This is a genomic window from Xenorhabdus cabanillasii (assembly GCF_003386665.1).
Lineage (GTDB): Bacteria > Pseudomonadota > Gammaproteobacteria > Enterobacterales > Enterobacteriaceae > Xenorhabdus > Xenorhabdus cabanillasii.
Genome location: NZ_QTUB01000001.1, coordinates 3,609,209 through 3,633,633, shown reverse-complemented (window position 1 = coordinate 3,633,633; position 24,425 = coordinate 3,609,209). Strand labels below are relative to the sequence as shown.

21 protein-coding genes and 1 pseudogene are annotated in these 24,425 nt (G+C 40.4%); 6 read left to right on the top strand and 16 right to left on the bottom strand.

All coding sequences use genetic code 11. The features are described from left to right. Window positions 1-61 precede the first annotated feature (61 nt). The 4 genes from BDD26_RS16285 to pth form a co-directional block, all read right to left on the bottom strand. A complete protein-coding gene (locus tag BDD26_RS16285; RefSeq protein WP_115827127.1) occupies window positions 62-2,161 on the bottom strand; it encodes a peptidase domain-containing ABC transporter in 2,100 nt (699 codons plus the stop codon). Next, entirely contained in the window at window positions 2,154-3,452 is a 1,299-nt protein-coding gene (locus BDD26_RS16280; RefSeq protein WP_038263027.1) for an HlyD family secretion protein, read from the bottom strand. Before BDD26_RS16280 ends, BDD26_RS16285 begins: the two co-directional genes overlap by 8 nt. Window positions 3,453-3,770: 318 nt before the next feature. Beyond that, the gene (ychF, locus tag BDD26_RS16275) at window positions 3,771-4,862 is read right to left on the bottom strand and encodes a redox-regulated ATPase YchF (RefSeq protein ID WP_038263030.1); all 1,092 of its coding nucleotides are present in this window, start codon (window positions 4,860-4,862) and stop codon (window positions 3,771-3,773) included. Between the two features lie 122 nt (window positions 4,863-4,984). Next, complete coding sequence (gene pth / locus BDD26_RS16270) at window positions 4,985-5,575, bottom strand: aminoacyl-tRNA hydrolase (protein WP_038263032.1); 591 nt, start codon at window positions 5,573-5,575, stop codon at window positions 4,985-4,987. Between the two features lie 268 nt (window positions 5,576-5,843). Here pth and ychH point away from each other — a divergent pair, with 268 nt between their 5' ends. Beyond that, complete coding sequence (gene ychH, locus BDD26_RS16265; protein WP_038263035.1) at window positions 5,844-6,122, top strand: stress-induced protein YchH; 279 nt, start codon at window positions 5,844-5,846, stop codon at window positions 6,120-6,122. Window positions 6,123-6,353: 231 nt separating this feature from the next. Here ychH and BDD26_RS20350 read toward each other — a convergent pair whose 3' ends face one another. From BDD26_RS20350 to lolB, 6 genes are all read right to left on the bottom strand, one after another. Next, on the bottom strand, window positions 6,354-7,589 hold the full coding sequence (locus tag BDD26_RS20350; RefSeq protein WP_280524530.1) for an autotransporter outer membrane beta-barrel domain-containing protein: 1,236 nt from the start codon (window positions 7,587-7,589) through the stop codon (window positions 6,354-6,356). Further along, window positions 7,570-8,352 (bottom strand): SGNH/GDSL hydrolase family protein, encoded by a 783-nt coding sequence (locus BDD26_RS20345; protein ID WP_280524529.1) that lies wholly within the window; start codon window positions 8,350-8,352, stop codon window positions 7,570-7,572. The genes BDD26_RS20350 and BDD26_RS20345 overlap by 20 nt, the downstream gene beginning before the upstream one ends. Window positions 8,353-8,697: 345 nt before the next feature. Next, window positions 8,698-10,752, bottom strand: a complete 2,055-nt coding sequence (locus BDD26_RS16255; RefSeq protein ID WP_115827126.1) for an autotransporter outer membrane beta-barrel domain-containing protein — start codon at window positions 10,750-10,752, stop codon at window positions 8,698-8,700. A gap of 773 nt (window positions 10,753-11,525) precedes the next feature. Then, window positions 11,526-12,473: a ribose-phosphate diphosphokinase gene (gene prs, locus BDD26_RS16250; protein WP_038262687.1), complete on the bottom strand. Its 948-nt coding sequence runs from the start codon at window positions 12,471-12,473 to the stop codon at window positions 11,526-11,528. Between the two features lie 189 nt (window positions 12,474-12,662). Beyond that, window positions 12,663-13,544: a 4-(cytidine 5'-diphospho)-2-C-methyl-D-erythritol kinase gene (gene ispE / locus BDD26_RS16240; protein ID WP_038262690.1), complete on the bottom strand. Its 882-nt coding sequence runs from the start codon at window positions 13,542-13,544 to the stop codon at window positions 12,663-12,665. Next, complete coding sequence (lolB, locus tag BDD26_RS16235; protein WP_038262693.1) at window positions 13,544-14,161, bottom strand: lipoprotein insertase outer membrane protein LolB; 618 nt, start codon at window positions 14,159-14,161, stop codon at window positions 13,544-13,546. Before lolB ends, ispE begins: the two co-directional genes overlap by 1 nt. Window positions 14,162-14,422: 261 nt before the next feature. On the opposite strand from lolB, the gene hemA reads away from it, so the two are divergent. The 5 genes from hemA to kdsA all read left to right on the top strand — a co-directional run bounded on the left by hemA (window position 14,423) and on the right by kdsA (window position 19,473). After that, window positions 14,423-15,685, top strand: coding sequence for a glutamyl-tRNA reductase (gene hemA / locus BDD26_RS16230; RefSeq protein ID WP_038262696.1), 1,263 nt, complete (start codon window positions 14,423-14,425; stop codon window positions 15,683-15,685). A 30-nt stretch (window positions 15,686-15,715) separates the two neighbouring features. Beyond that, on the top strand, window positions 15,716-16,798 hold the full coding sequence (gene prfA / locus BDD26_RS16225; RefSeq protein ID WP_038262700.1) for a peptide chain release factor 1: 1,083 nt from the start codon (window positions 15,716-15,718) through the stop codon (window positions 16,796-16,798). Between the two features lie 17 nt (window positions 16,799-16,815). Beyond that, complete coding sequence (prmC, locus tag BDD26_RS16220) at window positions 16,816-17,703, top strand: peptide chain release factor N(5)-glutamine methyltransferase (protein WP_115827125.1); 888 nt, start codon at window positions 16,816-16,818, stop codon at window positions 17,701-17,703. Next, window positions 17,687-18,496, top strand: a complete 810-nt coding sequence (gene sirB1, locus BDD26_RS16215) for an invasion regulator SirB1 (protein WP_038262706.1) — start codon at window positions 17,687-17,689, stop codon at window positions 18,494-18,496. The genes prmC and sirB1 overlap by 17 nt, the downstream gene beginning before the upstream one ends. Window positions 18,497-18,618: 122 nt before the next feature. Next, the gene (gene kdsA / locus BDD26_RS16210) at window positions 18,619-19,473 is read left to right on the top strand and encodes a 3-deoxy-8-phosphooctulonate synthase (RefSeq protein WP_038262709.1); all 855 of its coding nucleotides are present in this window, start codon (window positions 18,619-18,621) and stop codon (window positions 19,471-19,473) included. A 300-nt stretch (window positions 19,474-19,773) separates the two neighbouring features. Here kdsA and BDD26_RS16205 read toward each other — a convergent pair whose 3' ends face one another. From BDD26_RS16205 to dauA, 6 genes and pseudogenes are all read right to left on the bottom strand, one after another. Further along, window positions 19,774-20,133, bottom strand: coding sequence for a hypothetical protein (locus tag BDD26_RS16205; protein ID WP_038267367.1), 360 nt, complete (start codon window positions 20,131-20,133; stop codon window positions 19,774-19,776). A gap of 45 nt (window positions 20,134-20,178) precedes the next feature. Then, window positions 20,179-20,538, bottom strand: coding sequence for a hypothetical protein (locus BDD26_RS16200; RefSeq protein ID WP_115827124.1), 360 nt, complete (start codon window positions 20,536-20,538; stop codon window positions 20,179-20,181). 336 nt (window positions 20,539-20,874) lie between these two features. Next, window positions 20,875-21,024, bottom strand: a pseudogene (locus BDD26_RS20880) (STAS domain-containing protein); the annotation flags it as partial. Between the two features lie 150 nt (window positions 21,025-21,174). Then, a complete protein-coding gene (locus BDD26_RS16190; RefSeq protein ID WP_115827122.1) occupies window positions 21,175-21,561 on the bottom strand; it encodes a hypothetical protein in 387 nt (128 codons plus the stop codon). A gap of 45 nt (window positions 21,562-21,606) precedes the next feature. Then, on the bottom strand, window positions 21,607-21,966 hold the full coding sequence (locus BDD26_RS16185; RefSeq protein WP_099119416.1) for a hypothetical protein: 360 nt from the start codon (window positions 21,964-21,966) through the stop codon (window positions 21,607-21,609). Between the two features lie 399 nt (window positions 21,967-22,365). Further along, the gene (gene dauA, locus BDD26_RS16180; protein ID WP_115827121.1) at window positions 22,366-24,108 is read right to left on the bottom strand and encodes a C4-dicarboxylic acid transporter DauA; all 1,743 of its coding nucleotides are present in this window, start codon (window positions 24,106-24,108) and stop codon (window positions 22,366-22,368) included. Between the last annotated feature and the right edge of the window lie 317 nt (window positions 24,109-24,425).

The following is a 24,425-nucleotide window of genomic DNA, read 5'->3' as shown; positions in this document are numbered from 1 at the left end:
AAAATATTTACTGTATGTTTAAAAATATAGAAGAAAATAAATTGAAAAAAATGAATTAAATCTATGATATGGAGATAACACGCTCGGCAGATTTAATTGTTGATGGTCTATGGGCAATAATAATTCTGGTAATATTCAATGCAGAGATTGATTCATTAATATATGCTTCATTAGTTAAATCCAGATGGCTGGTTGCTTCATCCATAAATAAAATACTTGGGCGACGATAAAGCGCTCTGGCTATCAATAACCTTTGTATTTGCCCGCCAGATAATCCATTGCCTAATTCACCAATCAGTGTTTCATACCCCATTGGCATCAATAAAATATCATCATGAATACTGCAACGTTTAGCACATTCTTGTATAAGTTCGATATCGGGTGAAGGATCAAAGCCGGATATATTTTCAGCGATAGAGCCGGAAAGTAATTTATCATCTTGCAAAACACAGGCGATACACTTCCGGTAGTTATTTAGACCAATGACATTAATATCAAGCCCGTTCATTAAAATAGTGCCTTTATCGGGTTCTAATAAGCCACTCATTAATTTCATGAGTGTTGTTTTTCCAGCCCCAGATGGGCCAATAATGGCCACACTTTCTCCCGCTTTGACATTAAGATTAAAGCCGGATATTACAGGTTTTGATAAGCTATCATATTGATAATGTAAATCATGAACTGTCAAATCAACAGGTTGCCCTGAAACGCCGATTTCCCGCGCAGGGGCTTCTCTTTCTGGTTCAGAGAGGACGATATCGGCAATTCTCTCATTATGTAAATTTAACATGCGCAATTTAATTGCCATATCGATCAAATTACTTGCTCTATCCGCAAATTGTCCCCGGTAAGCGTTAAAAGCAACAAACATCCCGAGAGTCATTTGGTTGTCTATCACTAATGATGCACCTAACCACAGGATGATAATTTGTTCACAAGTAGTAATAAAAACATTAATGATATTAAAAATTGAACTTATCTTATTGAGTTTAGTATTTGAGTTCAGGGTATCAATATTCAGGTTTAACCAGGATTTTGCCCGGGTTTCACATAATCCCAACGCCTTTAAGGTATTAATACTGTATAACGTTTCCATAAAATGGGAGTTTGCTCTGGCTTCTTTAACGATCTGTTCTTCAGAAAGCTGTCTGTAATATTGATAAGTCAGAAATCTGACTACTATATAAATAATGGTGAACCCTGATACAATCCAAACCAGCCAGTTACCGTAAAGCAACATCATAACAAAGACGCTGATCAGCATAATGGTGTCAATAATTCCATTAACAATATTTTGGGTAAAGGTTGTGCGAATAATATTTAGTGAACCAAAGCGTGACTGAATATCACCTAACTTACGTTTTTCAAAGTAAGCTAAAGGTAATTTCATTAAATGGTCGAATACACCTGATTTCCACTGTACATCAACGAATGCTTCCATAGTAATGGATATCCAGCTGCGTAACGTTGACACACTGACTCTAAATAAGATAAAGAAGAGCAAGCCACAGCAAATAATAGTTAAAAGGTTATGATCTTGAGCAACGATAACATGATCCATAACTAATTGTGTCCCCACTGGGAGCAGTATATTAATAGCCTCTATGACAACAGATAAGAAGAAAATTTTCCCCAGTGCAGATTTAATTCCTTGAATATTATTTAACAAGGAGATAATACGTAATCTATTTTGTTTTTTTACAGGAGTAAAATCATTACCCGGCCATAATTCCAGTGCAATACCCGTAAAGTGTTTGGAAAATTCCTGAGTACTCATTACCCGTTGCCCAAATGCTGGATCATGGATAGTAATTTTATTTTTTTTCACACTTACCAAGACAACAAAATGATTCATATCCCAATGTAAAACACAGGGGGTTTTTAATGCATGAAGTTCATCAAGATCTAACGACACAGCCCTGGTTTTAAATTTGAGCGCAGTCGCTATGCTAATCAATACAGGGAGTGTCGCTCCTCGTGTAGAAATTCCAAACTGACTGCGTAAACTGGATAAATCGATTTGTAATCCATGATAATGAAATACCATTGCTAAACTTGCTAATCCACATTCGGCTGCTTCAGTTTGCAAAATCTTGGGGATTCTTCTTCTGAATCCTAAATTTAATTTTTCGGTAATGACGTCAAAAGATGCTTTATTCATTGCTAGGGCCTGTTAATGTTTTTTTCATATCATAGAATGGTGAGAACATCCATTGATAAAGAGGTCTTTTTTCAAGGAAGAAAGTAGACTGGGCTTTCATGCCATTAGATAAATATAAATTTTTTCCGTTATAACTGAACTGATTCTTATCCAGACTTACTAACACCTTATAATAAGATTCGGCTTTTTCTCCAACCTTATTTATCGGTGAGCTTTTATAGTGAGACATTTCTTGAGAGGAAGCCGGAACATATGAAATGTTATTGATATGCCCTGAAAACTGACCGAATTTTTCAAATGGGAAGGCATCATAACGTATATTAATTGCATCACCTTTTGTAATGTAGGGTAAACTGTTATTAGGAACCCACAGGATTAAATAATAAGTCGGTTTTACATCATTTGGGATCACCTGTGCCAAATTATCATTTGTAATGACCATTTGCCCTACGGTAAATCCAAGTGATTCAATACGCCCATCAATAGGGGAGGTGATGAACAGGGAGCCACTGGCCGCCATTTCGGCTAGTTGCCGCTGTAGATCATCTTGCTGAATTTTGTATTGTGAAATTTGTTTATCAAAATCCGCTTTTTTGAGAATAATATCACTATTCAGACTGGTGATCTTTAATGAATCGCTGATATATTGACTGTATAGATTTTGGTATGTATTTTGTTGCTGGTAATAAGAGTATCCATAGTTATTAAATTGATCTTTAGTAATAAGACCCCGTTTCTGATAGTTCTTGTAGTTTTTCATATTTTCTTTTGAAAATTCAACACCCTGGCGTGCATTTTCAACTACAATCCTATCTTTCTCGTGGGATAACTCATACTGTCTTTTTTGTTCTTCAAGGCTTTCTAAAGTGATACGTTTATTATATTGCAGGTTCTGAATAATATTATTGACTTGTATTAATTGATTTTTGAGGGAGTTCTGTGTATTAGTGCTGATTTTGCCGGACTCCGTAATTTGGCTAAAATCTACCTGATAAATTTTCTGGCCTTTTTTTATTATGTCTCCTGTTTTGACAAATGCTTTTGAAATAAATCCTTGTTGAGAAGATAAAATATTTATTGGATGAGGATTAGTTATAACTTCACCATAAACACTAATTCTTCTTGTATAACTTCCAAAAGTAATAAATATAAATAAAACAGTTAAAAAAGTTAATGAAAAAATACAAATAACCCATGCCGGAATTTTTGCTATCAATAGTGCTTTTCCCGTCCATTTGGATTTTTGGTTATCTAAGGCCTCTTGCCTAAATAACTTATTCATAGCAGTCATATGTAATTAATCTTCATGCTTTGTTTAGTGATTATGGTTTGAGGAATAGCTGAAAATATCAATTTATCAGTGTGATGTTGGTAGATTTGTCCTGCTTAATGCAATATTACTGTAATATAGTTAACCTGAATATTATTTAAACAATTAATAAAATTTCTTAATATGGGTTTTCAAAATTTCGTCTTGGAATATTAAGAACAGGCGGGATTATTACGGTATTTGGAGGGCTTATAAAAGAAAAATCCGCGTCATCACGCGGATTTTAAGCATAAATCTCATCGATTAGTATCGAACAAGATAAGCAAATTTATTCGTAGATCAGACGTTGAACAAGAAATTCATTACATCGCCATCTTTAACAATATAATCTTTTCCTTCAGCACGCATTTTGCCTGCTTCTTTTGCGCCTTGTTCACCTTTGTAAGTGATAAAATCTTCAAAGGAAATCGTTTGGGCGCGGATAAAGCCTTTTTCAAAGTCAGTGTGGATTTTACCCGCAGCCTGTGGAGCCGTTGCACCGACCGGGATTGTCCATGCACGCACTTCTTTTACCCCTGCTGTGAAATAGGTTTGCAGGTTCAGCAACTGATATCCGGCACGAATAACGCGGTTCAAACCAGGTTCTTCCAGCCCCAGCTCTGCCATGAATTCTTCACGGTCTGCATCTTCCAGTTCTGCGATATCCGCTTCAATAGCTGCGCAAACCGGAACAACCACAGAGCCTTCTTGTTCTGCAATAGCGCGAACGGTATCAAGATGCGGGTTGTTTTCAAAACCATCTTCATTAACGTTGGCAATGTACATAGTTGGTTTCAAGGTCAGGAAACTCAGATAGCGAATTACCGCTTTTTCTTCCACGCTCAGATTTAAAGAGCGTAACATACCCGCTTGCTCAAGATGAGGAAGACACTTCTCCAGCACTTCTAATTCAGCTTTAGCATCTTTATCACCACCTTTAGCTTTCTTCTGAACGCGCTGGATAGCACGTTCGCAAGTATCCAGATCTGACAATGCCAGCTCGGTGTTGATGACTTCAATATCAGCAGCGGGATCAACCTGACCGGAAACGTGAACGATATTGTCGTTATCGAAGCAGCGTACAACATGACCGATCGCTTCCGTTTCGCGAATGTTAGTCAGGAACTGGTTACCCAGACCTTCGCCTTTTGAAGCACCTTTTACCAGACCAGCAATATCTACGAATTCCATTGTGGTTGGGAGGATGCGTTGTGGTTTTACGATTTCAGCCAGCTGGTCGAGACGTGGATCCGGCATTGGTACAACACCAGTGTTTGGCTCGATAGTGCAGAAAGGGAAGTTTGCTGCTTCGATACCTGCTTTGGTCAGCGCATTAAATAATGTAGATTTCCCAACGTTAGGCAGGCCAACGATACCGCATTTGAATCCCATAGATTTATCACCTTTGATCACGTATAAACCGACAGAAAATAGTCTGTCGGTGAGTTATAAAAAATTGGCGTTATTATACACGCAATAGTCTGACGCGCCACGCACTACTCCCAGCGGGCCTGTTAAGCGCTGGCTTTAAAAGCGTGCAGGCGGTTAATGGCTTTATTCATACCATCTTTCATAAGAATGTCAGTGCAGTTGAGAGCTTCAGCAATAGCATCATCAATCAGTTTCTGTTCATTGGCGGGGGGCTTGCCGAGAACAAATCCCACCACTTTGTTTTTATCACCCGGATGGCCGATGCCAATACGCAGACGATGAAAATTAGGATTGTTGCCAAATTTGCTCTGGATATCTTTCAGGCCGTTATGCCCGCCATTGCTGCCACCTAGCTTCATTTTTGCGACACCGGGGGGAAGATCAAGCTCATCGTGTGCAACCAGAATTTCATCTGGCTGGATGCGGTAGAACCCGCTCAAAGCAAGAACAGATTTGCCACTGAGGTTCATGAATGTCGTTGGCACAAGCAGACGGACATCTTGCCCATTCATATAGATACGAGCGGTATAACCAAAAAATTTACTCTCTTCTTTTAAGGGTTGATTATGACGTTGTGCTAATAAATCGACAAACCATGCTCCTGCATTATGTCGGGTCTGTGCATATTCAGCCCCGGGGTTTGCCAGACCAACGATTAATTTTATGTTACTCACAGTTTGATTTCGCTTATTGGCATTAAGGTATTAAAAAAAGAGGCTTAGTTTACCTGCCGGAAGGCTTGAGTACAAAACTCATTATGATATTAGATAATAAAGGGAAAATAAGTTGAAAATCGTACAGCTTGTGATCGCCAGCGCAATAACCTTTCAGATATTATGGCTATAATGTCTAAAAGGAGGTATCTGCTTTCGTGCTTTTGAGTTCGTTTGTTGACAAATTGCGTTCACAAACTACGTTCACAAAAAGTATTGGAGGTTGGTTATGAAACGTAAAAAAGCCTTTATTCTGGGTAATATTTTTATGGGATTAGGCATGATAGCAATGCTTATCAGTTTAGCCTATGTCTTGCTCAGCCACATATTCAGTTTTAGTGAATCTGAATTTTTGGCAGGAATCGCACTAATGGGGTTATTTGTTGGTGCATTGATTTGGCTAGGGGGAGCCAGTCTCGGGGGACGGGAGCAGGTCAGCGATAAGTATTGGTGGTTGAAGAATTATGATGAGCGTTATCGCCGTAAAAAACAACATAAACATTCATAATTCTTATTACGTTATTTTTTTTAGATGTTGCCGATTTTGACGTAACACACGATATAACAAACACATAATATGAAACGAATACCTCACTTTTTAACTGACTCGATTTATAATATAGATGATCAATCGAATCAGCTCTCTGCACTGTAGATTTTTATCATACACCCAATAGATTTCAAGTTGCAGTCTTGCTGGCTGCAACTTGAAAGGCAAAAGGTATACATACAACTATCGTTAAAAGCTTGCATTAATACCCAGGCTGAAATTGTAATCAGGCTCCTGGGCACTTCCCTCGTTGCGTGTTACGGAAACAATCCCATGTAAATTTTTAAAAAATTCAGCATTGATACCCACTGTATATTGACGCCAGTTTTTACTCTGTTTACCGCTATCCACAACAAACGATGTTTTGGTGGAATTAATGGCGCTGCGCAGTTTGAAATGGGTATCTCCGAACTGGTGATTAAACTGAACAGAAGCATACGGGTTGAAACGGCCTAACTGAGTATCTACACGCCAGCCGACAGAGCCTACTTTGGAGGTGTATTTCTGATCAGAAAAGTGCATGGAGGTGCTGTTGTTACCGGATTCACGGTAACCTTTTATATTACCTTTATCCCAGGTGTACTGGATAATCGGACTGGTGCTGATGACCTTGGTGACAGGAATATCCCAACCAGCCGTAAGGCGAGTACCCCATTGTTTACCTGTGGTTGAGCCTGATTCTCTGCGGGTCGCTTTGCCAAGTTGAATACTACGGATCAGGCTATCGTAATTTATTCGTGAATAATGGAGATCGCCACTTAACCACGCATTGTTATAGAGATTCCATAAGCCATAAGTAGTCACAACATGACCAAGCCCCTCATAGGTGAACCCGGAGGCGAAGGTACGTTCATCTTGGTAGTTAGAATATATTGCGCCCAGTAACAGGTTATTTGTTAGCTGGTAATCACTACCCAATGTAAGGACATGGTTATCACTGCTTGAATAACCACCAAAAACACCAATTTTCCCCTGTGGATTACCTCCGTTGCGAAGTTGTTGCAGGTGACCATCAAGGGAAGCTCGAACACCTTTAACCGCGAGTCGGTTAACTTGAGTCAGTGACATCACAAGGTATGGGGCTATATAAATAGAGCTAATGTACTGGCCAATAACCTGATGCCCTAATGGTGTCGGATGGAAACTATCGGAGAATAAAAACTCTCTGTCTTTATTAAATTCTTTATCTTTAGAAGAACAAGAACTGGCTAATTTTCCATGAGGACAGGCATAACCTAACGTATTTTGAATGCCATAAATATAGGGATTTTCCATCACTTCACGTATCAGAGCATTGACATCTGCACGCAGGATATTGCCATTATTCTGGCTGATTTTATCATCTATCAGTTTATTATAAGTATCAGTAAGCTCTGAGGCGTTTTTATTGGTTTTTTCATAGGCCTCAGCCAGTTTTTTTTTCAATTATTTCAGCGGATATTCCAAATTCCGCCTGGGCTTTTTTAGCTAATTCTTCAAATATTTTTTTAAGGGCAAATTTGCGGGCTTTATCACTGGGGATATCATACTGGTCAATTTTCTTATGGACTTTATCCAGAACTTCTTGAATCTGCTCTTCAGAAGAACCTATTTTTTCTAAGCTATTTTTAATCAGAATTTCTAACAACTCAGGTGTCATTCCCACATTGGGAGCAGTAGGTACAATAATAAGTCCGGCACCAGCTTTAACGAGTTGATTGATTTGTTCTGTGGCTGCATTGGCACTGGTATTGATAATTTTACGTGACAGAGAGAAGTTGCTCTGACCAGCAGCTAAGGCTTCTGCAAGATCGTTACCGCCTACCCAGTGAATGTAGATACCATTTGGGTCGGCTTTTCCGTTATGTTGTTTGAGGTAATCATCAAGTTGTTCTTTGGTGTTTGGCTGGGAAATATCCAATCGAGGATCTTGCCGCGGCATCGGTAGGGCCGTTGAACCTCCCTGAGCGTAATTAGTTCCTTTTTCGTTAGAAGGGATTAATTTCTTACCCGTAAGTTGATGAGCAATATACTCATCGTACAACTCGCTATTGGCTCCGTCCGTTGTAAAACGACTATAATTTCCCCAATTTCCCCCGTCACTCAGGCTATCACCAAAAACATAGACATTGTCGTAAGCATAGGCGTTTGTAATGAAATTAACCAAAAATACTGTTGTTGCTGGTATACGCAAAAGTACTTTTTTCATTCGAATTCCCCGGTCAATGTAGCCATTACTTTTCAGTCAGCACCAAACCTCGAATTAAGAACCTCAAATTAAGGAGGTATTTATTTTTTCCCGAATCTACCTGTCTTATTTATTCTTTGGTTGAGAGCTGATCCTTTTGATAATTTCTATCTGATATTACTTCTGGCTATGTATACGAAAAGTCAACACCATGCAGGCGTATGTATACGCAGGTTGAACGGTGAGAAAAAAGCATGATAGGAATACAAAAGCGCAAGGAAGTTTCATTTTCCTTGCGCTTTTGAAGCGCTACGCAGGTTATTGCGATAGTTTTATCAGGTACATCACTTTACTACAGACACAATATTAGAAGCTGGCATTGATACCCAGATTGAAGTTGTAGTTAGGATCTTGTGAGCTGCCTTCATTACGGGTTACGGAAGCGAAGCCACGTACGTTACCGAACAGATTAGCGTTCGCACCCACTGTATATTGACGCCAGTTTTTGCTCTGTTTGCCACTATCCATAACAAACGATGTTTTGGTGGAATTAATGGCACTGCGCAGTTTGAAATGAGTATCTCCAAACTGGTGATTAAACTGAACAGAAGCATAAGGGTTGAAACGACCCAATTGGGTATCTACACGCCAGCCTAATGTACCTACTTTAGATGTGTAGTTCTGGTCACTAAAGTGCATGGAAGTACTGTTGTTACCGGATTCACGGTAGCCTTTAACACCACCTTTATCCCAGGCGAACTGGATGATCGGGCTGGTGGTGACGACGCCAGCGACAGGGATATCCCAACCTGCGGCAAAACGGGCACCCCATTGTTTACCTGTGGTTGAGCCTGATTCTCTGCGGGTCGCTTCACCAAGTTGGATACTACGGGTCAGGCTATCGTAATTAATACGGGCATGATGGAGATCGCCACTTAACCATGCGTTGCTGAAGACATTCCACAACGCATAAGTGGTTACTACGTGAGCATTCCCGTTATAGGCAAAGTCAGAAACAGAGGAACGCTCGGTTTTATCATTGGAATACAGTGCACCAAGTAGCAAACCTTCGGTCAGTTGGTAATCACCCCCCAGGGTAAAGGTGTTATTACGGCTGCCGCTATAGCCACCGAAAACGCCAAATTTCCCGTGTTCATTACCACTGCTGCGCAGTTGTTGAAGATGACCATCAAGGGAAGCGCGAGTACCTTTAACCGGGGCACGGTTGACCTGGTTCAGGGTCATTACCTGTGATGGAGCGATATAAATGGATTCGATATATTGCCCCAGAATTTTGTGTGCAAGTGGTGATGGGTGGAAACTATCAGAGAATATAAACTCTTTGCTGCTATCAAAGCCTGCTTGTTCAGACTCGCATTCATTGGCCCCTTTGCCTACACCACAAGCATAGCCAAGGTTATTGCCGAAACCATAGATCATTGGATTAGATATGACTTCACGTAGCAAACCATTGACATCAGCACGCAGAATATTGCCGTTACTTTGGTTGATTGCATTTTCTACCTGATTGTTATAATCATTAGTAAGCTTAGTAGCACCAGCACTGGCTTCTTTATATTTCTCTGTAAGTTCTTTTTCAACGCTTTCAGGATCTAGCCCATATGTTTTAGCCATTTGACTTAGGTCATGAAATACTTTTTGGAGTGCTAGATTACGGCCGTCATCACTAGGGATAGTAGCTTCATTAATTTTTGTATGAACCTCATGCAAAATATTTTTGATAGTAGCTTCTATAGTGGCTTTGATTTCATCCGGTGATTTTCCTTCCTTTTCCATCTTTTCTGTTAACACTGGTGTTAGCTTTGTTGCTAATCCAGTTCCCAAAACTATTTCTAACAACTTAGGCGTCGTGCCAACATCAGGTACGGTTGGTGCGATGACCAATCCGGCGCCATTATCAGCCAGATATTTGATTTGTGCTCCGGCTTCATTTGCACTTTTTTGCACAATACCGTGTGCATTAGAAGGATTTTTCTGACCAGCTATCAAAGCCGCAGTAAGATCATTACCGCCTATCCAGTGAATATAGATAGCATTGGGATCCAGACTCTTGTTGTGTGTTTTCAAGTCATCATAATATTTTTTGAGCTGTGAATCAGTACTGGCTTTAGGGTTGTCTGGATTCATTCCATCAATAGCTGTTGCGCCTCCCTCAGCATAATTAGTTCCTTTTTCTTTAGAAGGATCCAGTTTTTTGCCTGTGAGGGTCTGAGCAAGGTATTCATTATACAACCACGGATATTTATCCTTATTTTTTCCATCTGTTGTAAAACGCCCGTTATTCCCACTATCACTCAGGCTATCTCCAAAAATATAGACCTTATCATAAGCATAAGCATTAGAAACGGCGCTGATTGAAAGCGCTAACAGTGCAGGTGTGAATAAAAATGCCTTTTTCATTAGCATTCTCCTTAAAGTAGTTTTTATTATTTATCAGCGTATCGATTTCTAATGGCAAAGCCCGATCGACGCTTCTTCGTCAGATTCTAAGGTACTGACTGGTTGAATATTTTGAATTGAAATATTGCTGGTCAGATTATTAACTTGTTGGTAACAACGGTCCTAGATTAAATATTGATTCCCTGTTAACAACATTCCGACATTTCATTAACTTAACTAAAGCGGCAATCAATATTGGCATTATTTAACCTAAAGTTAATTTCATTAGAGAATTTTGACTTTTCTGATGAAAAATATTTAACAAAATAATTGTTGTATGACTTGTCTATTTTTTGTCATTTATGCTTTCTTAAAGGTATTTCGGAAATGGATATCAGTTCTTCACCATCAATACCTCACAAGACGTAGCAGAAAATGGCCGACAGGTTAGCAGTATCCACGGCACCATACCAGTATTGTTACTCATGTTAATTACTGGACGTACCAGATGATTTATTAAGCTTTCATGAGGTTGATTTTTTTCTGTTCTTACTATACGGGTTGTTAATTTGTTTAATATGAAGTTTGTAAAACTAATCAACTAATTGATATAACTAATTATTTTTACGATATAAATATTCCATATTTAAATTAAAGCTATTTGCAATTATTAAGATCGTAGGTTAAATAAACAGAAAAACCCGTTAATACAAATGTATTAACGGGTTTTTTCAGCGATGACTTATTTAATCACTTGTATAAGTTTGTGCTCAAAATCTGCACAACATTGTACCTTAGTGTTCAAACATTGCAGAGATTGACTCTTCATTGCTGATACGGCGGATTGCTTCAGCAAGCATGCCAGACAGTGTCAGAGTACGAACTTTGTTCAACGCCTTGACCTCAGCAGACAGAGGAATTGTGTCACAGACAATGAATTCATCTATCATTGAGTTCTTGATGTTTTCTACAGCATTACCAGAGAAAATAGGGTGGGTTGCATAAGCAAACACCCGCTTCGCTCCGCGCTCTTTCAATGCCTCAGCAGCCTTACACAGCGTGCCACCTGTGTCGATCATGTCATCAACCAGAATACAGTCACGGCCAGCGACATCACCAATGATGTGCATAACTTGAGAAACGTTCGCACGTGGGCGGCGTTTATCAATAATAGCCATATCGGTATCATTCAACAGCTTAGCAATAGCACGGGCGCGAACGACACCACCAATGTCTGGAGATACAACAATCGGGTTTTTCAAATCTTTCTGGAGCATATCTTCCAGAAGAATTGGGCTACCAAATACATTATCAACCGGAACATCAAAGAAGCCTTGGATCTGCTCGGCGTGCAGGTCAACCGTGAGAACACGGTCTACACCAACGCTGGACAAAAAGTCCGCAACGACTTTGGCAGTGATAGGTACACGCGCTGAACGAACACGGCGATCCTGACGGGCATAACCGAAGTAAGGAATTACAGCGGTAATACGTCCGGCAGAAGCGCGACGCAGTGCGTCGACCATAACGACCAATTCCATTAGGTTATCGTTGGTTGGTGCACAAGTGGACTGGATGATGAATACATCGCCACCGCGTACATTTTCGTTGATTTGAACACTGACTTCACCGTCGCTAAAACGACCGACAGCAGCGTCTCCCAGGCTTGTGTACAGACGGTTGGCAACACGTTGTGCTAGTTCAGGGGTGGCATTACCAGCAAAAAGCTTCATATCGGGCACGAGAAAAACCTCAGGCTTGCGTCCAGAGAGATATTGTTGACCAATTGAACATTACCTTTATCTTTCAAGTTGCCTCTTTGTTGGCTGCGTTCACTCACCCCGGTCACATAGTTATCTATGTTCCTGGGGATTTGTTCTCTTTCCGCCGCGATGTAACTCGAAATCTGTTGGGTATAATTATTCATTGGTTCAATAATATGTTTTTATCCCAGAGCGGAATGTATGCAATGGTGAAATGTTAACGCCACGCGCAACAAAGCCCTGCATCCACTCTGGGGCTTGATTAAACACCTTACGGGCTGATGCTTCTGATTCGAACTCGCCGAAAATACATGCACCAGTTCCGGTCAGGCGTGACGGGGTGTATTCTAACAGCCATGAAAGAAGCTGTTCAACCTCACGAAAACGTTTTCTTGCGATTGGTTCACAATCATTTTTGAATGGTGCCTGTAATAATGCGGATAAAGTGCGGATCGGAGAATTTCTTTTTAATTCAGGATCTGTGAAGATTGCCGGGGTTGAGATCTCAATTCCAGGATGGGCAACCAGAAACCATTTCTCTTCCGGAAAGGCGGGTTGAAGTTTTTCCCCGATACCTTCTGCAAAAGCGGCGTGGCCTTTGATAAATACCGGAACATCTGCTCCCAGTTTGAGGCCAAGTTGTGCCAGTTCATTATCAGATAAATTGGCTTGCCAGTGGTAATTCAGGGCGATAAGTACGGTTGCTGCATTGGAAGAACCTCCACCCAGTCCACCGCCCATTGGCAGGCGTTTATTCATATGGATGTCTGCTCCCAGATATGGGGTGGCAATTGGGGGTTTGTTATTGTCTTGTAATAAATGGCTTTGTAATAAACGGGCAGCACGCACGATCAGGTTATCGTCATGTGCTACGCCTTCAACAGCAGTCAGCAGGCGAATTTGGTTATCCTGACGGGGAGTAATTGTAATTTCATCACCGTAGTCCAGAAACTGAAACAGTGTTTGCAGTTCGTGGTAACCGTCAGGGCGTTGTCCGGTGATATATAAAAATAAATTTAATTTTGCCGGGGAAGGCCAGATCAAAGTCATTATTGGGTAGTCCAGTTATCCATTTTTAATTTGATACGGTTATTGCCCTGAATGAGCTCCAGTCGATTTGGCAACGCGGGAGTGATTGAAGTGTCGTATCCCTGGTAATTTATTTGCCAGACTTCATTATTTGCGCTATCGCTTATGGATTTGAGCAGATAGTTTTTATCTAGCTGGAAATTTTTGGCATTTCCGGGCAGGCCGATAATCCAGTTTTTCAGATTATTTAAAGGGATGTTCATATGGGTGAGTTGATAGATCAATTCTTCAGGATTATCACTGATATATTTCTTTCCTTCATTATCAGTAAGCTGGATCATATTTGGTTGGACAAATAATTCCAACTCGGTTGTCCCTAATGGATTAAGCAGCAGTAGTTTGTAATTATTAACGGCATATTGTTGCCAGAAAAAACGGGCATACACTTTTTTTTCATTTGCCAGGTAAGCAAAAGAACCTCGTGTCTGATAATGCTTTAAATTTTGCAGTTGTTGTTTGCGATCATTCCATTGCGGAGAATTTGCTGACCCTGTTCCGACCGGTGCTTGCGTAACGGTACAGGCCGTCAGCAAAACAGCGGAGAGGGGAAGTAAACGAAAAAATAATGCTATTTTCATACAGTAACCTTTGGCAGACAGGCAAAATGGTCTGGTGGCGAACAATGTGCCATCAAAGTCTATAATCAAGGGAATAATTTAGCGAAGTTTTGCCAAAATTTCTCGAATAATTACAGTGGGACTGTTCGATTGACTTTTATTGAATTGTCGCATCAAGTAGAATGCTCGACCAATGAGAGTCCTTATGAAGGGTATAGGTTTATGAGAATGATTATTAATATTGTCATGGACTCATGCTCATGATAACTCAACGCAGTTAAGATGACTTTATTAGCACTCGGTATTAATCATAAAACAGCGCCTGTTTCCTTACGTGAGCGGGTAGCCTTTTCTCCAGATACGATAGGGCTTGCGCTTGATAACCTGCTCCAGCAACCGTTGGTGCGGGGTGGTGTTGTGTTGTCAACCTGCAATCGCACAGAACTCTATCTCAGTGTTGAGCAGCAGGATAATCTAAAAGAGCAATTGATTGATTGGTTATGTGAATACCATCAACTTAATTCTGAAGAGCTTAGCACAAGCCTTTACTGGCATCTTGATAGTGAAGCGGTCAGCCATTTAATGAGAGTTGCCAGCGGCCTGGACTCATTGGTGCTTGGGGAGCCGCAGATTTTAGGACAGGTGAAAAAAGCTTTTGCCGAGTCACAAAATTACCAATCCTTGTCAGGAGAGTTGGAGCGTCTGTTCCAAAAATCGTTTTCTGTTGCTAAACGAGTGAGAACCGAAACAGAGATTGGAGCTAATGCAGTTTCTGTTGCCTTCGCAGCCTGTACACTCGCACGGCAGATTTTCGAATCCCTTTCTCAATTAAATATTCTGCTGGTGGGGGCAGGAGAAACTATTGAGCTTGTGGCACGCCATCTTAAGGAACATCAGGTAAATCGTATAATAATTGCCAACCGCACGAAGGAACGGGCACACGCACTGGCTAATAAGGTTAATGCTGAAGTTATTTCTCTGCCAGAAATTGATACCCGTCTGGCAGAAGCTGATATTGTGATCAGTTCTACTGCCAGTCCTTTGCCGATTATCGGCAAAGGTATGGTTGAACGGGCATTAAAATTACGCCGTAATCAACCTATGCTGCTGGTTGATATTGCTGTTCCCCGTGATATTGAACCGGATATTGAGAAATTGAGTGACGTTTACCTGTACAGTGTTGATGACTTACAGGCTATCATTCAGCAAAATCTTGCCCAGCGCAAAGCGGCTGCTGTAATTGCTGAAGGAATTGTGCAACAAGAGAGCACTCATTTTATGGATTGGTTGCGTTCCCAGGGAGCAGTCAATACAATTCGCGAATATCGGGAACAGGCAGAAAAAATCAGGGCTGAAATGACTGCGAAAGCATTAATATCCATACGGCAAGGTGCTGACGCAGAGCAGGTCATCAACCAATTGACTCACCAATTGACGAATCGTCTGATCCATATACCGACTAAATCACTCCAACAGGCTGCCAGCAATGGCGATTTTGAGCGCCTGAATCTCTTGCGGGACAGCCTTGGGCTGGATCACAACTAACCCTATTCTAAATAAGGTCTGATATTACGAATGAAGCCTTCTATTGTCTCTAAACTGGAAGCATTGCAAGAACGCCATGAAGAAGTTTTGGCTCATCTCGGTGATGCCGATGTGATCGCTGATCAAGAGCGTTTTCGCGCATTATCAAAGGAATATGCTCAACTTACTGATGTAACTAGCTGTTTTAAAGTCTGGAAAACGATTCAGGATGATATACAGACTGCTGAGATGATGCTTGATGACCCCGAAATGCGGGAAATGGCGCAGGAAGAACTCAAGGACGCAAAAGTTCGTAATGAAGAGCTGGAGCAGCAGCTACAGTTATTGCTGTTACCCAAAGATCCAGATGATGAACGAAACTGTTTTCTTGAAGTCCGTGCAGGAACAGGTGGTGATGAAGCTGCAATCTTTGCAGGAGATCTGTTCCGCATGTATAGCCGCTATGCTGAAGCCCGTCGTTGGAAAGTAGAAATTATGAGTGCCAATGAAGGTGAGCACGGTGGTTACAAAGAGATCATTGCGAAAGTTTCAGGAGATCAGGTTTATGGTCATTTGAAATTTGAATCAGGTGGGCACCGTGTTCAGCGTGTACCGGAAACGGAATCTCAGGGTCGTATTCATACTTCTGCCTGTACTGTTGCAGTTCTGCCGGAAATTCCGGAAGCTGAATTGCCGGAAATCAGCCCCAGTGATTTAAAAATTGATACTTACCGCTCTTCTGGTGCCGGAGGGCAGCACGTTAATACCACCGATTCAGCTATTCGGATTACCCATATTCCGACCGGGATTGTGGTGGAATGTCAGGATGAGCGCTCACAGCACAAAAACAAGGCTAAAGCTCTGTCTGTACTGGCTGCTCGCATTCGTGCCGCTGAGGCACAGAAACGTCAAGAAGCAGAAGCCTCAGAACGTCGTAATCTTCTTGGTTCTGGTGACCGTTCAGATCGTAACCGCACTTATAACTTTCCGCAGGGACGAGTTACTGATCATCGCATCAACTTGACGTTATACCGTCTTGATGAAGTTATGGAGGGTAAACTGGATATGTTAATCCAGCCAATCGTTACCGAATATCAGGCCGATCAGTTATCTGCCCTGTCAGAACAGGAATAACAGTCAGAGCAGGATTAATGAATTATCAACATTGGCTACAATACGCAGCGGCTCAGTTGTCTGATAACTTGCCTGATAGTGACAGCCCTAAACGTGATGCGGAAATCCTGTTGGGATACGTGACAGGGCGTTCTCGCACTTATCTGATTGCTTTCAGTGAAACTTCCATTTCAGAGGAAGAATCTCACAGGCTTGATGATTTATTGGCTCGCCGTATGCAAGGTGAGCCAATTGCTTATATTGTGGGCGAAAAAGAGTTCTGGTCATTGCCGCTTGCCGTATCATCAGCAACTCTGATCCCACGCCCTGATACTGAGTGCCTGGTTGAAAAAGCGCTGGAGTTGTTGCCGGAAACGCCCGCAAAAATTCTGGATCTTGGGACAGGAACGGGGGCAATTGCTCTGGCATTAGCAAGTGAGAGACGTGATTGCCATGTGACAGGGGTTGATATCAATCCTGAGGCAGTCGCACTGGCGAAATATAATGTGGAAAAAATTAATACAGGGGAAATTGTCTCACAACTCGTAATTCACAATGTGAATTTTTTACAAAGTGAGTGGTTTTCTGCTGTGGGTAACAGACAATTTGATATGATTGTCAGTAATCCTCCGTATATAGACGAGAATGACCCTCATCTGCAAGAGGGCGATGTCAGGTTTGAACCGGCTACTGCATTGATTGCTGCCCACAATGGCCTGGCAGATTTAAAGGCAATTGTGGAACAAGCCCGCCATTTTTTATTACCGAATGGATGGCTGTTATTGGAACATGGCTGGAAACAGGGAGCTGTTGTTAGGAACCTGTTTTTAGAGAAGGGTTATCATCAGATAGCGACTTTTCAAGATTATGGTGGTAATGAACGTATCACAGTAGGTCGATGGAATAAAAATGAACCCCATAGCTAATTATGAATTCAATAATGCTCCTCTGATTGATGGTATTATTTTGGTTACAAAGTCTATTCGCCCTGATTTCCCACAAACCTCAGTGGCGGAGCAGTTAACCGTGTTGGTTGAAGAAGCACGGCAGGCACTTTCTTTAGTCAATGATACCAAGGCAAAATTGCAATCATTGCTGATACTTTTTTATCGGGAATGGAAATTTGGTGGGGCAAATGGGGTGTACTGTCTATCGGATACTTTATGGCTGGATAGTGTACTTCATTCACGTCAAGGTGCTCCGGTTGCATTAGGTACACTGTTTGCTCATATTGCTCAGGTATTGGCAATGCCTGTACAGCCGGTGATATTTCCAACACAATTGATATTACGCATTGATTTGCCTGATCAACCTACGTGGTTCATTAATCCCATGAATGGGGAAACTCTCAATGAGCATACCCTTGATGTCTGGTTGAAAGGTAACATTGGCCCAACTGTTCGTTTGGAAAAGAAAGATTTGCAGGAAGCGGATAACAGCAGCATCGTGCGCAAAATTACAGATACGATTAAAGTTTCTTTAATGGAAGAGAAAAAGATGGAACTGGCACTCAAAGCCAGTGAGGTCGTATTGATGTTTGACCCTGATGATCCGTATGAAATCCGTGATCGTGGGCTTATTTATGCTCAGCTCGATTGTAATCATATCGCTGTTTCGGATTTGAACTACTTTGTGGAGCATTGCCCTGAAGATCCAATCTCAGAGATGATAAAAATGCAGATTAACTCTATAGAGCAGCCGCCAATAGTACTGCATTAAAGTATTTGATTAAATAGCACTTATCGTGCGATGACGAAATGTCTGCGCCTGATTTTATGTTTTATTAATACAGCAAATTTATTTGCGCTTAACAATTTTTCCTAACAACAGCAGGTATAAGCATGCAACAGAAAGTGGTTAATATTGGTGATATTAAGGTCGCAAATAATCTGCCATTTGTATTGTTTGGTGGCATGAACGTTCTTGAGTCACGGGATTTGGCCATGCAGATTTGTGAGCACTATGTCACAGTGACACAAAAACTGGGCATTCCTTATGTTTTCAAAGCATCTTTTGATAAGGCTAACCGTTCTTCTATCCACTCTTATCGTGGCCCTGGTCTGGAAGAGGGAATGAAAATCTTTCAGGAACTGAAACAGACTTTCGGTGTAAAAATCATCACTGATGTGCATGAACCTGCACAAGCTCAACCTGTGGCTGAAGTGGTTGATGTTATCCAGCTTCCGGCTTTCCTTGCCCGTCAGACTGATATGGTTGAAGCAATGGCGAAAACCGGAGCTGTGATTAATGTTAAAAAACCACAGTTTGTGAGTCCGGGGCAAATGGGCAATATCGTGGAAAAATTCAAAGAAGGTGGTAATGAACAGGTGATCCTGTGTGACCGTGGTAGTAACTTCGGTTATGATAATTTAGTTGTTGATATGTTGGGTTTTGGTGTGATGAAACAAACAACCAATGGTTCACCCGTGATTTTTGATGTAACACATTCATTGCAGTGCCGCGATCCATTCGGTGCAGCTTCCGGTGGCCGCCGCGGGCAGGTTTCTGAACTGGCTCGTGCGGGAATGGCAGTGGGCATTGCTGGTTTGTTCCTTGAAGCACATCCGCAACCGGAAAACGCAAAATGTGATGGCCCATCTGCATTACCATTGGCAAAACTGGAGCCATTCTTGATGCAGATGAAAGCAATTGATGATGTAGTAAAAAGTTTCCCGGAATTGGATACCAGTAAGTAATAATTTAATCGATTGAAATATTGAGTAATATGCGGTTACAGATAATCAATTATTGTAACCGCTTTTGTATATCCGTTGTTTTTCAAATTGCAGTTTGAAAGCCATCTTATTGATTTTTTATTATAATGGAGCGATGAATGATTCATCACTCCATTATATTGTTAAGAAATTTATGTTAATGTTAATATGTTACTGGTTATGATATCAATATGCTGGTTTTACCTTGGATAGACTAGCGTTAATTAATGCTTAACGATTAAAAAACGTAAATAATATTAACCTTGATCATTTGTTAAACCCTTACTTACTTGTTAAATAAAAATAAAATTCAACGTCTTTTCCTTGATGAAGAACAATTATTCGTTTTTCAAAATGAGACATAAGATCTTTTGCTGTATTAGATCGCGCAATATATTGCAGTTGTACTGCATTTGTAACACTTTGAAATTTTATGCCAGTTAATATAGGAATACCTGAAATATCAAAGTACCCCCACGAATTAGCTTCTACATATTTTGTTGCGAATGGTTTCTTATCATCGAAGTAAAGGTATATAGACACGTGAAAATTGAATTCAGTAGCGTTATATATGTTTTTGTAAGGATCATACACATCAGGTTTATCATGAGGCAAAGGAGGAAGAGAAGGAAGAATATTCATTTGATAATCCCCTGGTTAGTTATGCTAAGCGATATTATATTGTGACTAAATCACCGGAATCATAGAAAACTGAAAAGATTCAGGTGAATTTGGATCCGTTTCATTTATTCTATTAAAATTAAGAACGAATTTTTCATATTTAAAAAAAGCAGCTATTTTCTGGTCTTGCTCCAGAACTCTTAAAGCCATACTAAATAAATTTCCTGGTTGCTCTCCTCCTCGTTCTATAATAACATCAAATCGCGATATATAGCTTCCTGTAATATCTATAGATACATTTTGCTTAGGGTCGATATACTTTCTGGCGATTTCTGACTCGTTAACTATACCAAACGGATCTATGTTAACTGCACCAAGATATATTAACATACCTACTTCTGAATTGTTATAAAATGTTCTTTCCATGATGTTTCCCTTAATAATGAAAAATAGAAACTTTACATCCGATATTTCGCAGCTATATCTATCTGTAATATTTCGATCTCTAAGTGTTTATATGTATTTTGCACACGTAGATTCTTACGAGAGCAATAAATTATGGATGAGATGCGAAATAACGGTGTATTATTAAAGATAGTTTATAAACGGTAATTGTCAAGATTGTTATCATCCCAGATAATTTAAACTGCTAAAGCAATGAATGCCAGTAAATCTGCCATGGACAACCCCGTAAAAAACGTGGTTCGGGGGCTGTGGCGGACCCGACCATGGTGACGTTGTTCCGGTGCAGGAAGGTGATACGATTTTTGCTCTTGCCAGTGTTTTCAATGGTTGGAAAGGAATGTCACAGACTACAACGTGCTTCTGTCCTTTCGCCATTTCGCGCACAAAACCCTGAAAAGCATGTAGCCCGCCGGCATCCAGAACGGGAACAGCATCCCACTGCATAATATGGAGCGATGAATGATTCATCACTCCATTATATGGTTAAGAAATTTATGTTAATGTAAATATATTCCTGGTTATGATATCAATATGCTAGCTTTACCTTGGATAGACTAGCGTTAATTAATGCTTAACGATTAAAAAACGTAAATAATATTAACCTTGATCATTTGGAAATCCAGCACTTGTTAAATAAAAATAAAATTCAACATCTTTTCCTTGATTAAGATAAATTATTCGTTTTTCAAAATGAGACATAAGATCTTTTGCTTTATTAGATAGCGCAATATATTGCAGTTGTACTGCATTTGTGACACTTTGAAATCTTATGCCAGTTAATATAGGAATACCTGGAGTATCAAAGTGATCAAACGAACCAGCTTCTATATATTTTGTTGCGAATGGTATCTTACCATCGAAGTAAAGGTATACAGACACGTGAAAATCGAATTCAGTACGGTTAAATATGTATTTGTTAGGATCATACTTAATTGTTTGTTTAGGAAAAGGAGAAGGAGGAGGAGGAACAATATTCATGTTCATTTGATAATCCCCTGGTTAGTTATGTTAAGCGATATTATATTGTGACTAAATCATCGGAATTATAGAGAATTGAAAAGATTCAGGTGAATTTGGATCCGTTTCATTTATTCTATTAAAATTAAGAACGAATTTTTCATATTTAAAAAAAACAGCTATTTTCTGTTCTTGCTCCAGAACTCTTAAAGCCATACTAAATAAATTTCCTGGTTGCTTTCCTCCTCGTTCTATAATAACATCAAATCGTGATATATAGCCTCCTGTAACATATAGAGATACATTTTGCTTAGGGGTGATATACTTTCTGGCGATTTCTGACTCGTGAACTATACCGGACGAATCTATGTCAGTTGCACCAAGATATATTAACATATCTACTTCTGAATTGTTATAAAATGTTCTTTCCATGATGTTTCCCTTAATAATGAAAAATAGAAACTTTACATCCGATATTTCGCAGCTATATCTGTAATATTTCGATCTCTAAGTGTTTATATGTATTTTGCACACGTAGATCCTTACGAGAGCAATAAATTATGGATGAGGTGCGAAATGACGGTGTATTATTAAAGATAGTTCCTAAACGGTAATTGTCAAGATTGTTATCATCCCAGATAATTTAAACTGCTAAAGCAATGAATGCCAGTAAATCTGCCATGGACAACCCCGTAAAAAACGTGGTTCGGGGGCTGTGGCGGACCCGACCATGGTGACGTTGTTCCGGTGCAGGAAGGTGATATTTTCGTCGTTCTCTCCTTCATTACACCGGAATCAGTTTGATGCCTATTTGGATAAGCCAGGAGAATCTTAACAATGGCTGGCTTTTTCTGCTGAAATACAAATTTCAGGGGAATAATTAAACTTCATCTCTTTTAATGCCTTAGGTAAGGTAGCATTAAAACTAAGTTGTCCCTCAATGGGGACGATTTTTGCTCTTGCCAGTGTTTTCAAGGGTTGGAAAGGAATGTCACAGACTACAACGTGCTTTTGTCCTTTCGCCATTTCGCGCACAAAACCCTGAAAAGCATGTAGCCCGCCGGCATCCAGAACGGGAACAGCATCCCACTGCATAATAATGATCTGATATTCTGCACTTTTTTCTTTCAATTCAGTAAAAATGCGCTCGGCAGCAGCGAAGAAAAGAGGGCCGTTAATCCGGACAACTAATAATCCTTGTTCAGTATTCGTCATTGCTGAGGTACTAATTCGGGTCATGTTGGCAATTTTGCGCATAAACAGAAGTGATGCCAGAACGATGCCAATAGTAATAGCTATCACCATATCAAACAACACAGTTAATGACAGACACAGCAGCATCACAATGATGTCATCTCTGGGGGCATGACGAACTAAATCCACGACCTTGTGAGCTTCACTCATATTCCAGGCCACGATCAGTAAAATCGCAGACATTGCCGCTAAAGGTAAGTATGAGAGCATTGGGGCCAAAAATAACAGTGCTAATAATACCAGTAAAGAGTGAATGACTGTGGCAATAGGGGAGGTTGCACCTGCACGCACGTTGGCGGCTGAGCGGGCAATAGCCGCAGTTGCAGTAATGCCTCCAAAAAAAGGTGCAACAATATTACCTAATCCTTGTCCAAGTAGCTCGCTGTTGGAATGATGTTTTTTCCCTGTCATGCCGTCAAGAATGACTGCACATAATAATGATTCAATAGCACCTAACATAGCCATTGAAAAGGCAGCGGGCAGTAATGCAGAGACGGTATTCCAGCTAATACCGGAAGAATTTGATGAGGGTAGATTCCAGGGCAGTATAAATTGAGGAAGGATTGGTGGAATACCCTGACCTTGTGTTCCATCTTCCAGTGTGTAACTAAACGAAGAACCGATAGTGGCAACATCATGCCCTAATAAGTGCATGACTCCCATTATAGTGACGCCGGCAACCAGAGCAGGTAAGTGACCCGGTAATTTGATTCCCAATTTAGGCCAGAAAATCAGTATCAGAAGAGTGGTCAGGCCAATAAGCGTATCACTCAACTGAAATGAAGGGAGGGATTGAGAGAGAGCAATAATTTTATCAATATAATTTTCGGGAACATGTGTAAGTTGCAGTCCAAAGAAATTTTGTATCTGCATTGTAGCGATAGTGATAGCAATACCAGAAGTAAATCCAAGTGTGACGGACAGAGGGATGTACTCAATAAGCCGACCCAAACGTGCTAATCCCATAACAATCAGGATAACACCAGACATAAGTGTTGCTATCAGCAAGCCGCTCAAACCAAATTGTTGTGATACAGGATAAAGAATGACTACAAAAGCAGCTGTTGGTCCGGAAACGCTATAACGTGAACCACCTGTAATAGCAATAACCATACCCGCGATGGCGGCTGTATACAGCCCATATTGAGGCGCAACTCCACTCCCTATTGCCAGAGCCATTGCCAGAGGAATGGCAATAACACCAACAGTGATCCCGGCAATAGCATCTTTGATAAAACGGGAAAAGGAGTAAGATTCCTTCCAACAGGAGTCAATAAACGCACTAAATAATCGTATCCCTTTAATTTTATGAGTATTCATTTAATATAAGACCTAAAAATAAGCTGCCCACACAGTGGACTAAAATAAGTAATTAGTACAAGGATAGCGCTTTCATCGTCTGATAAAGGTGTTATACGTCAAAAAGTTACCTGATAGGTTAGTGTTGAATCAATAAAAATCAAATGAATGGTGTTTTTTTATAATTTCACAGTGAAAAAATGTGTTCAGTATTTTTATGATTGTTCATTTATTGAGTATGAAATTCATCCTGATAAATCACCTGAAAATAATAATACAAACTAGGCTTTTATATTTTCAGTATGGGATAGAGTATTTAAAACCTTTAATTCTATAAT

Excerpts from the sequence above, each read along its gene's own strand:
- ispE (WP_038262690.1), bottom strand. The coding sequence starts at position 13,544 with ATGACTTTGATCTGGCCTTCCCCGGCAAAATTAAATTTATTTTTATAT.
- BDD26_RS16185 (WP_099119416.1), bottom strand. The coding sequence starts at position 21,966 with ATGGAAAGAACATTTTATAACAATTCAGAAGTAGATATGTTAATATAT.
- prfA (WP_038262700.1), top strand. The coding sequence starts at position 15,716 with ATGAAGCCTTCTATTGTCTCTAAACTGGAAGCATTGCAAGAACGCCAT.
- hemA (WP_038262696.1), top strand. The coding sequence starts at position 14,423 with ATGACTTTATTAGCACTCGGTATTAATCATAAAACAGCGCCTGTTTCC.
- kdsA (WP_038262709.1), top strand. The coding sequence starts at position 18,619 with ATGCAACAGAAAGTGGTTAATATTGGTGATATTAAGGTCGCAAATAAT.
- prmC (WP_115827125.1), top strand. The coding sequence starts at position 16,816 with ATGAATTATCAACATTGGCTACAATACGCAGCGGCTCAGTTGTCTGAT.
- BDD26_RS16285 (WP_115827127.1), bottom strand. The coding sequence starts at position 2,161 with ATGAATAAAGCATCTTTTGACGTCATTACCGAAAAATTAAATTTAGGA.
- BDD26_RS16200 (WP_115827124.1), bottom strand. The coding sequence starts at position 20,538 with ATGGAAAGAACATTTTATAACAATTCAGAAGTAGGTATGTTAATATAT.
- BDD26_RS16280 (WP_038263027.1), bottom strand. The coding sequence starts at position 3,452 with ATGACTGCTATGAATAAGTTATTTAGGCAAGAGGCCTTAGATAACCAA.
- BDD26_RS16190 (WP_115827122.1), bottom strand. The coding sequence starts at position 21,561 with ATGAACATGAATATTGTTCCTCCTCCTCCTTCTCCTTTTCCTAAACAA.
- lolB (WP_038262693.1), bottom strand. The coding sequence starts at position 14,161 with ATGAAAATAGCATTATTTTTTCGTTTACTTCCCCTCTCCGCTGTTTTG.
- BDD26_RS20345 (WP_280524529.1), bottom strand. The coding sequence starts at position 8,352 with ATGAAAAAAGTACTTTTGCGTATACCAGCAACAACAGTATTTTTGGTT.
- ychH (WP_038263035.1), top strand. The coding sequence starts at position 5,844 with ATGAAACGTAAAAAAGCCTTTATTCTGGGTAATATTTTTATGGGATTA.
- ychF (WP_038263030.1), bottom strand. The coding sequence starts at position 4,862 with ATGGGATTCAAATGCGGTATCGTTGGCCTGCCTAACGTTGGGAAATCT.
- dauA (WP_115827121.1), bottom strand. The coding sequence starts at position 24,108 with ATGAATACTCATAAAATTAAAGGGATACGATTATTTAGTGCGTTTATT.
- sirB1 (WP_038262706.1), top strand. The coding sequence starts at position 17,687 with ATGAACCCCATAGCTAATTATGAATTCAATAATGCTCCTCTGATTGAT.
- BDD26_RS16255 (WP_115827126.1), bottom strand. The coding sequence starts at position 10,752 with ATGAAAAAGGCATTTTTATTCACACCTGCACTGTTAGCGCTTTCAATC.
- BDD26_RS16205 (WP_038267367.1), bottom strand. The coding sequence starts at position 20,133 with ATGAATATTCTTCCTTCTCTTCCTCCTTTGCCTCATGATAAACCTGAT.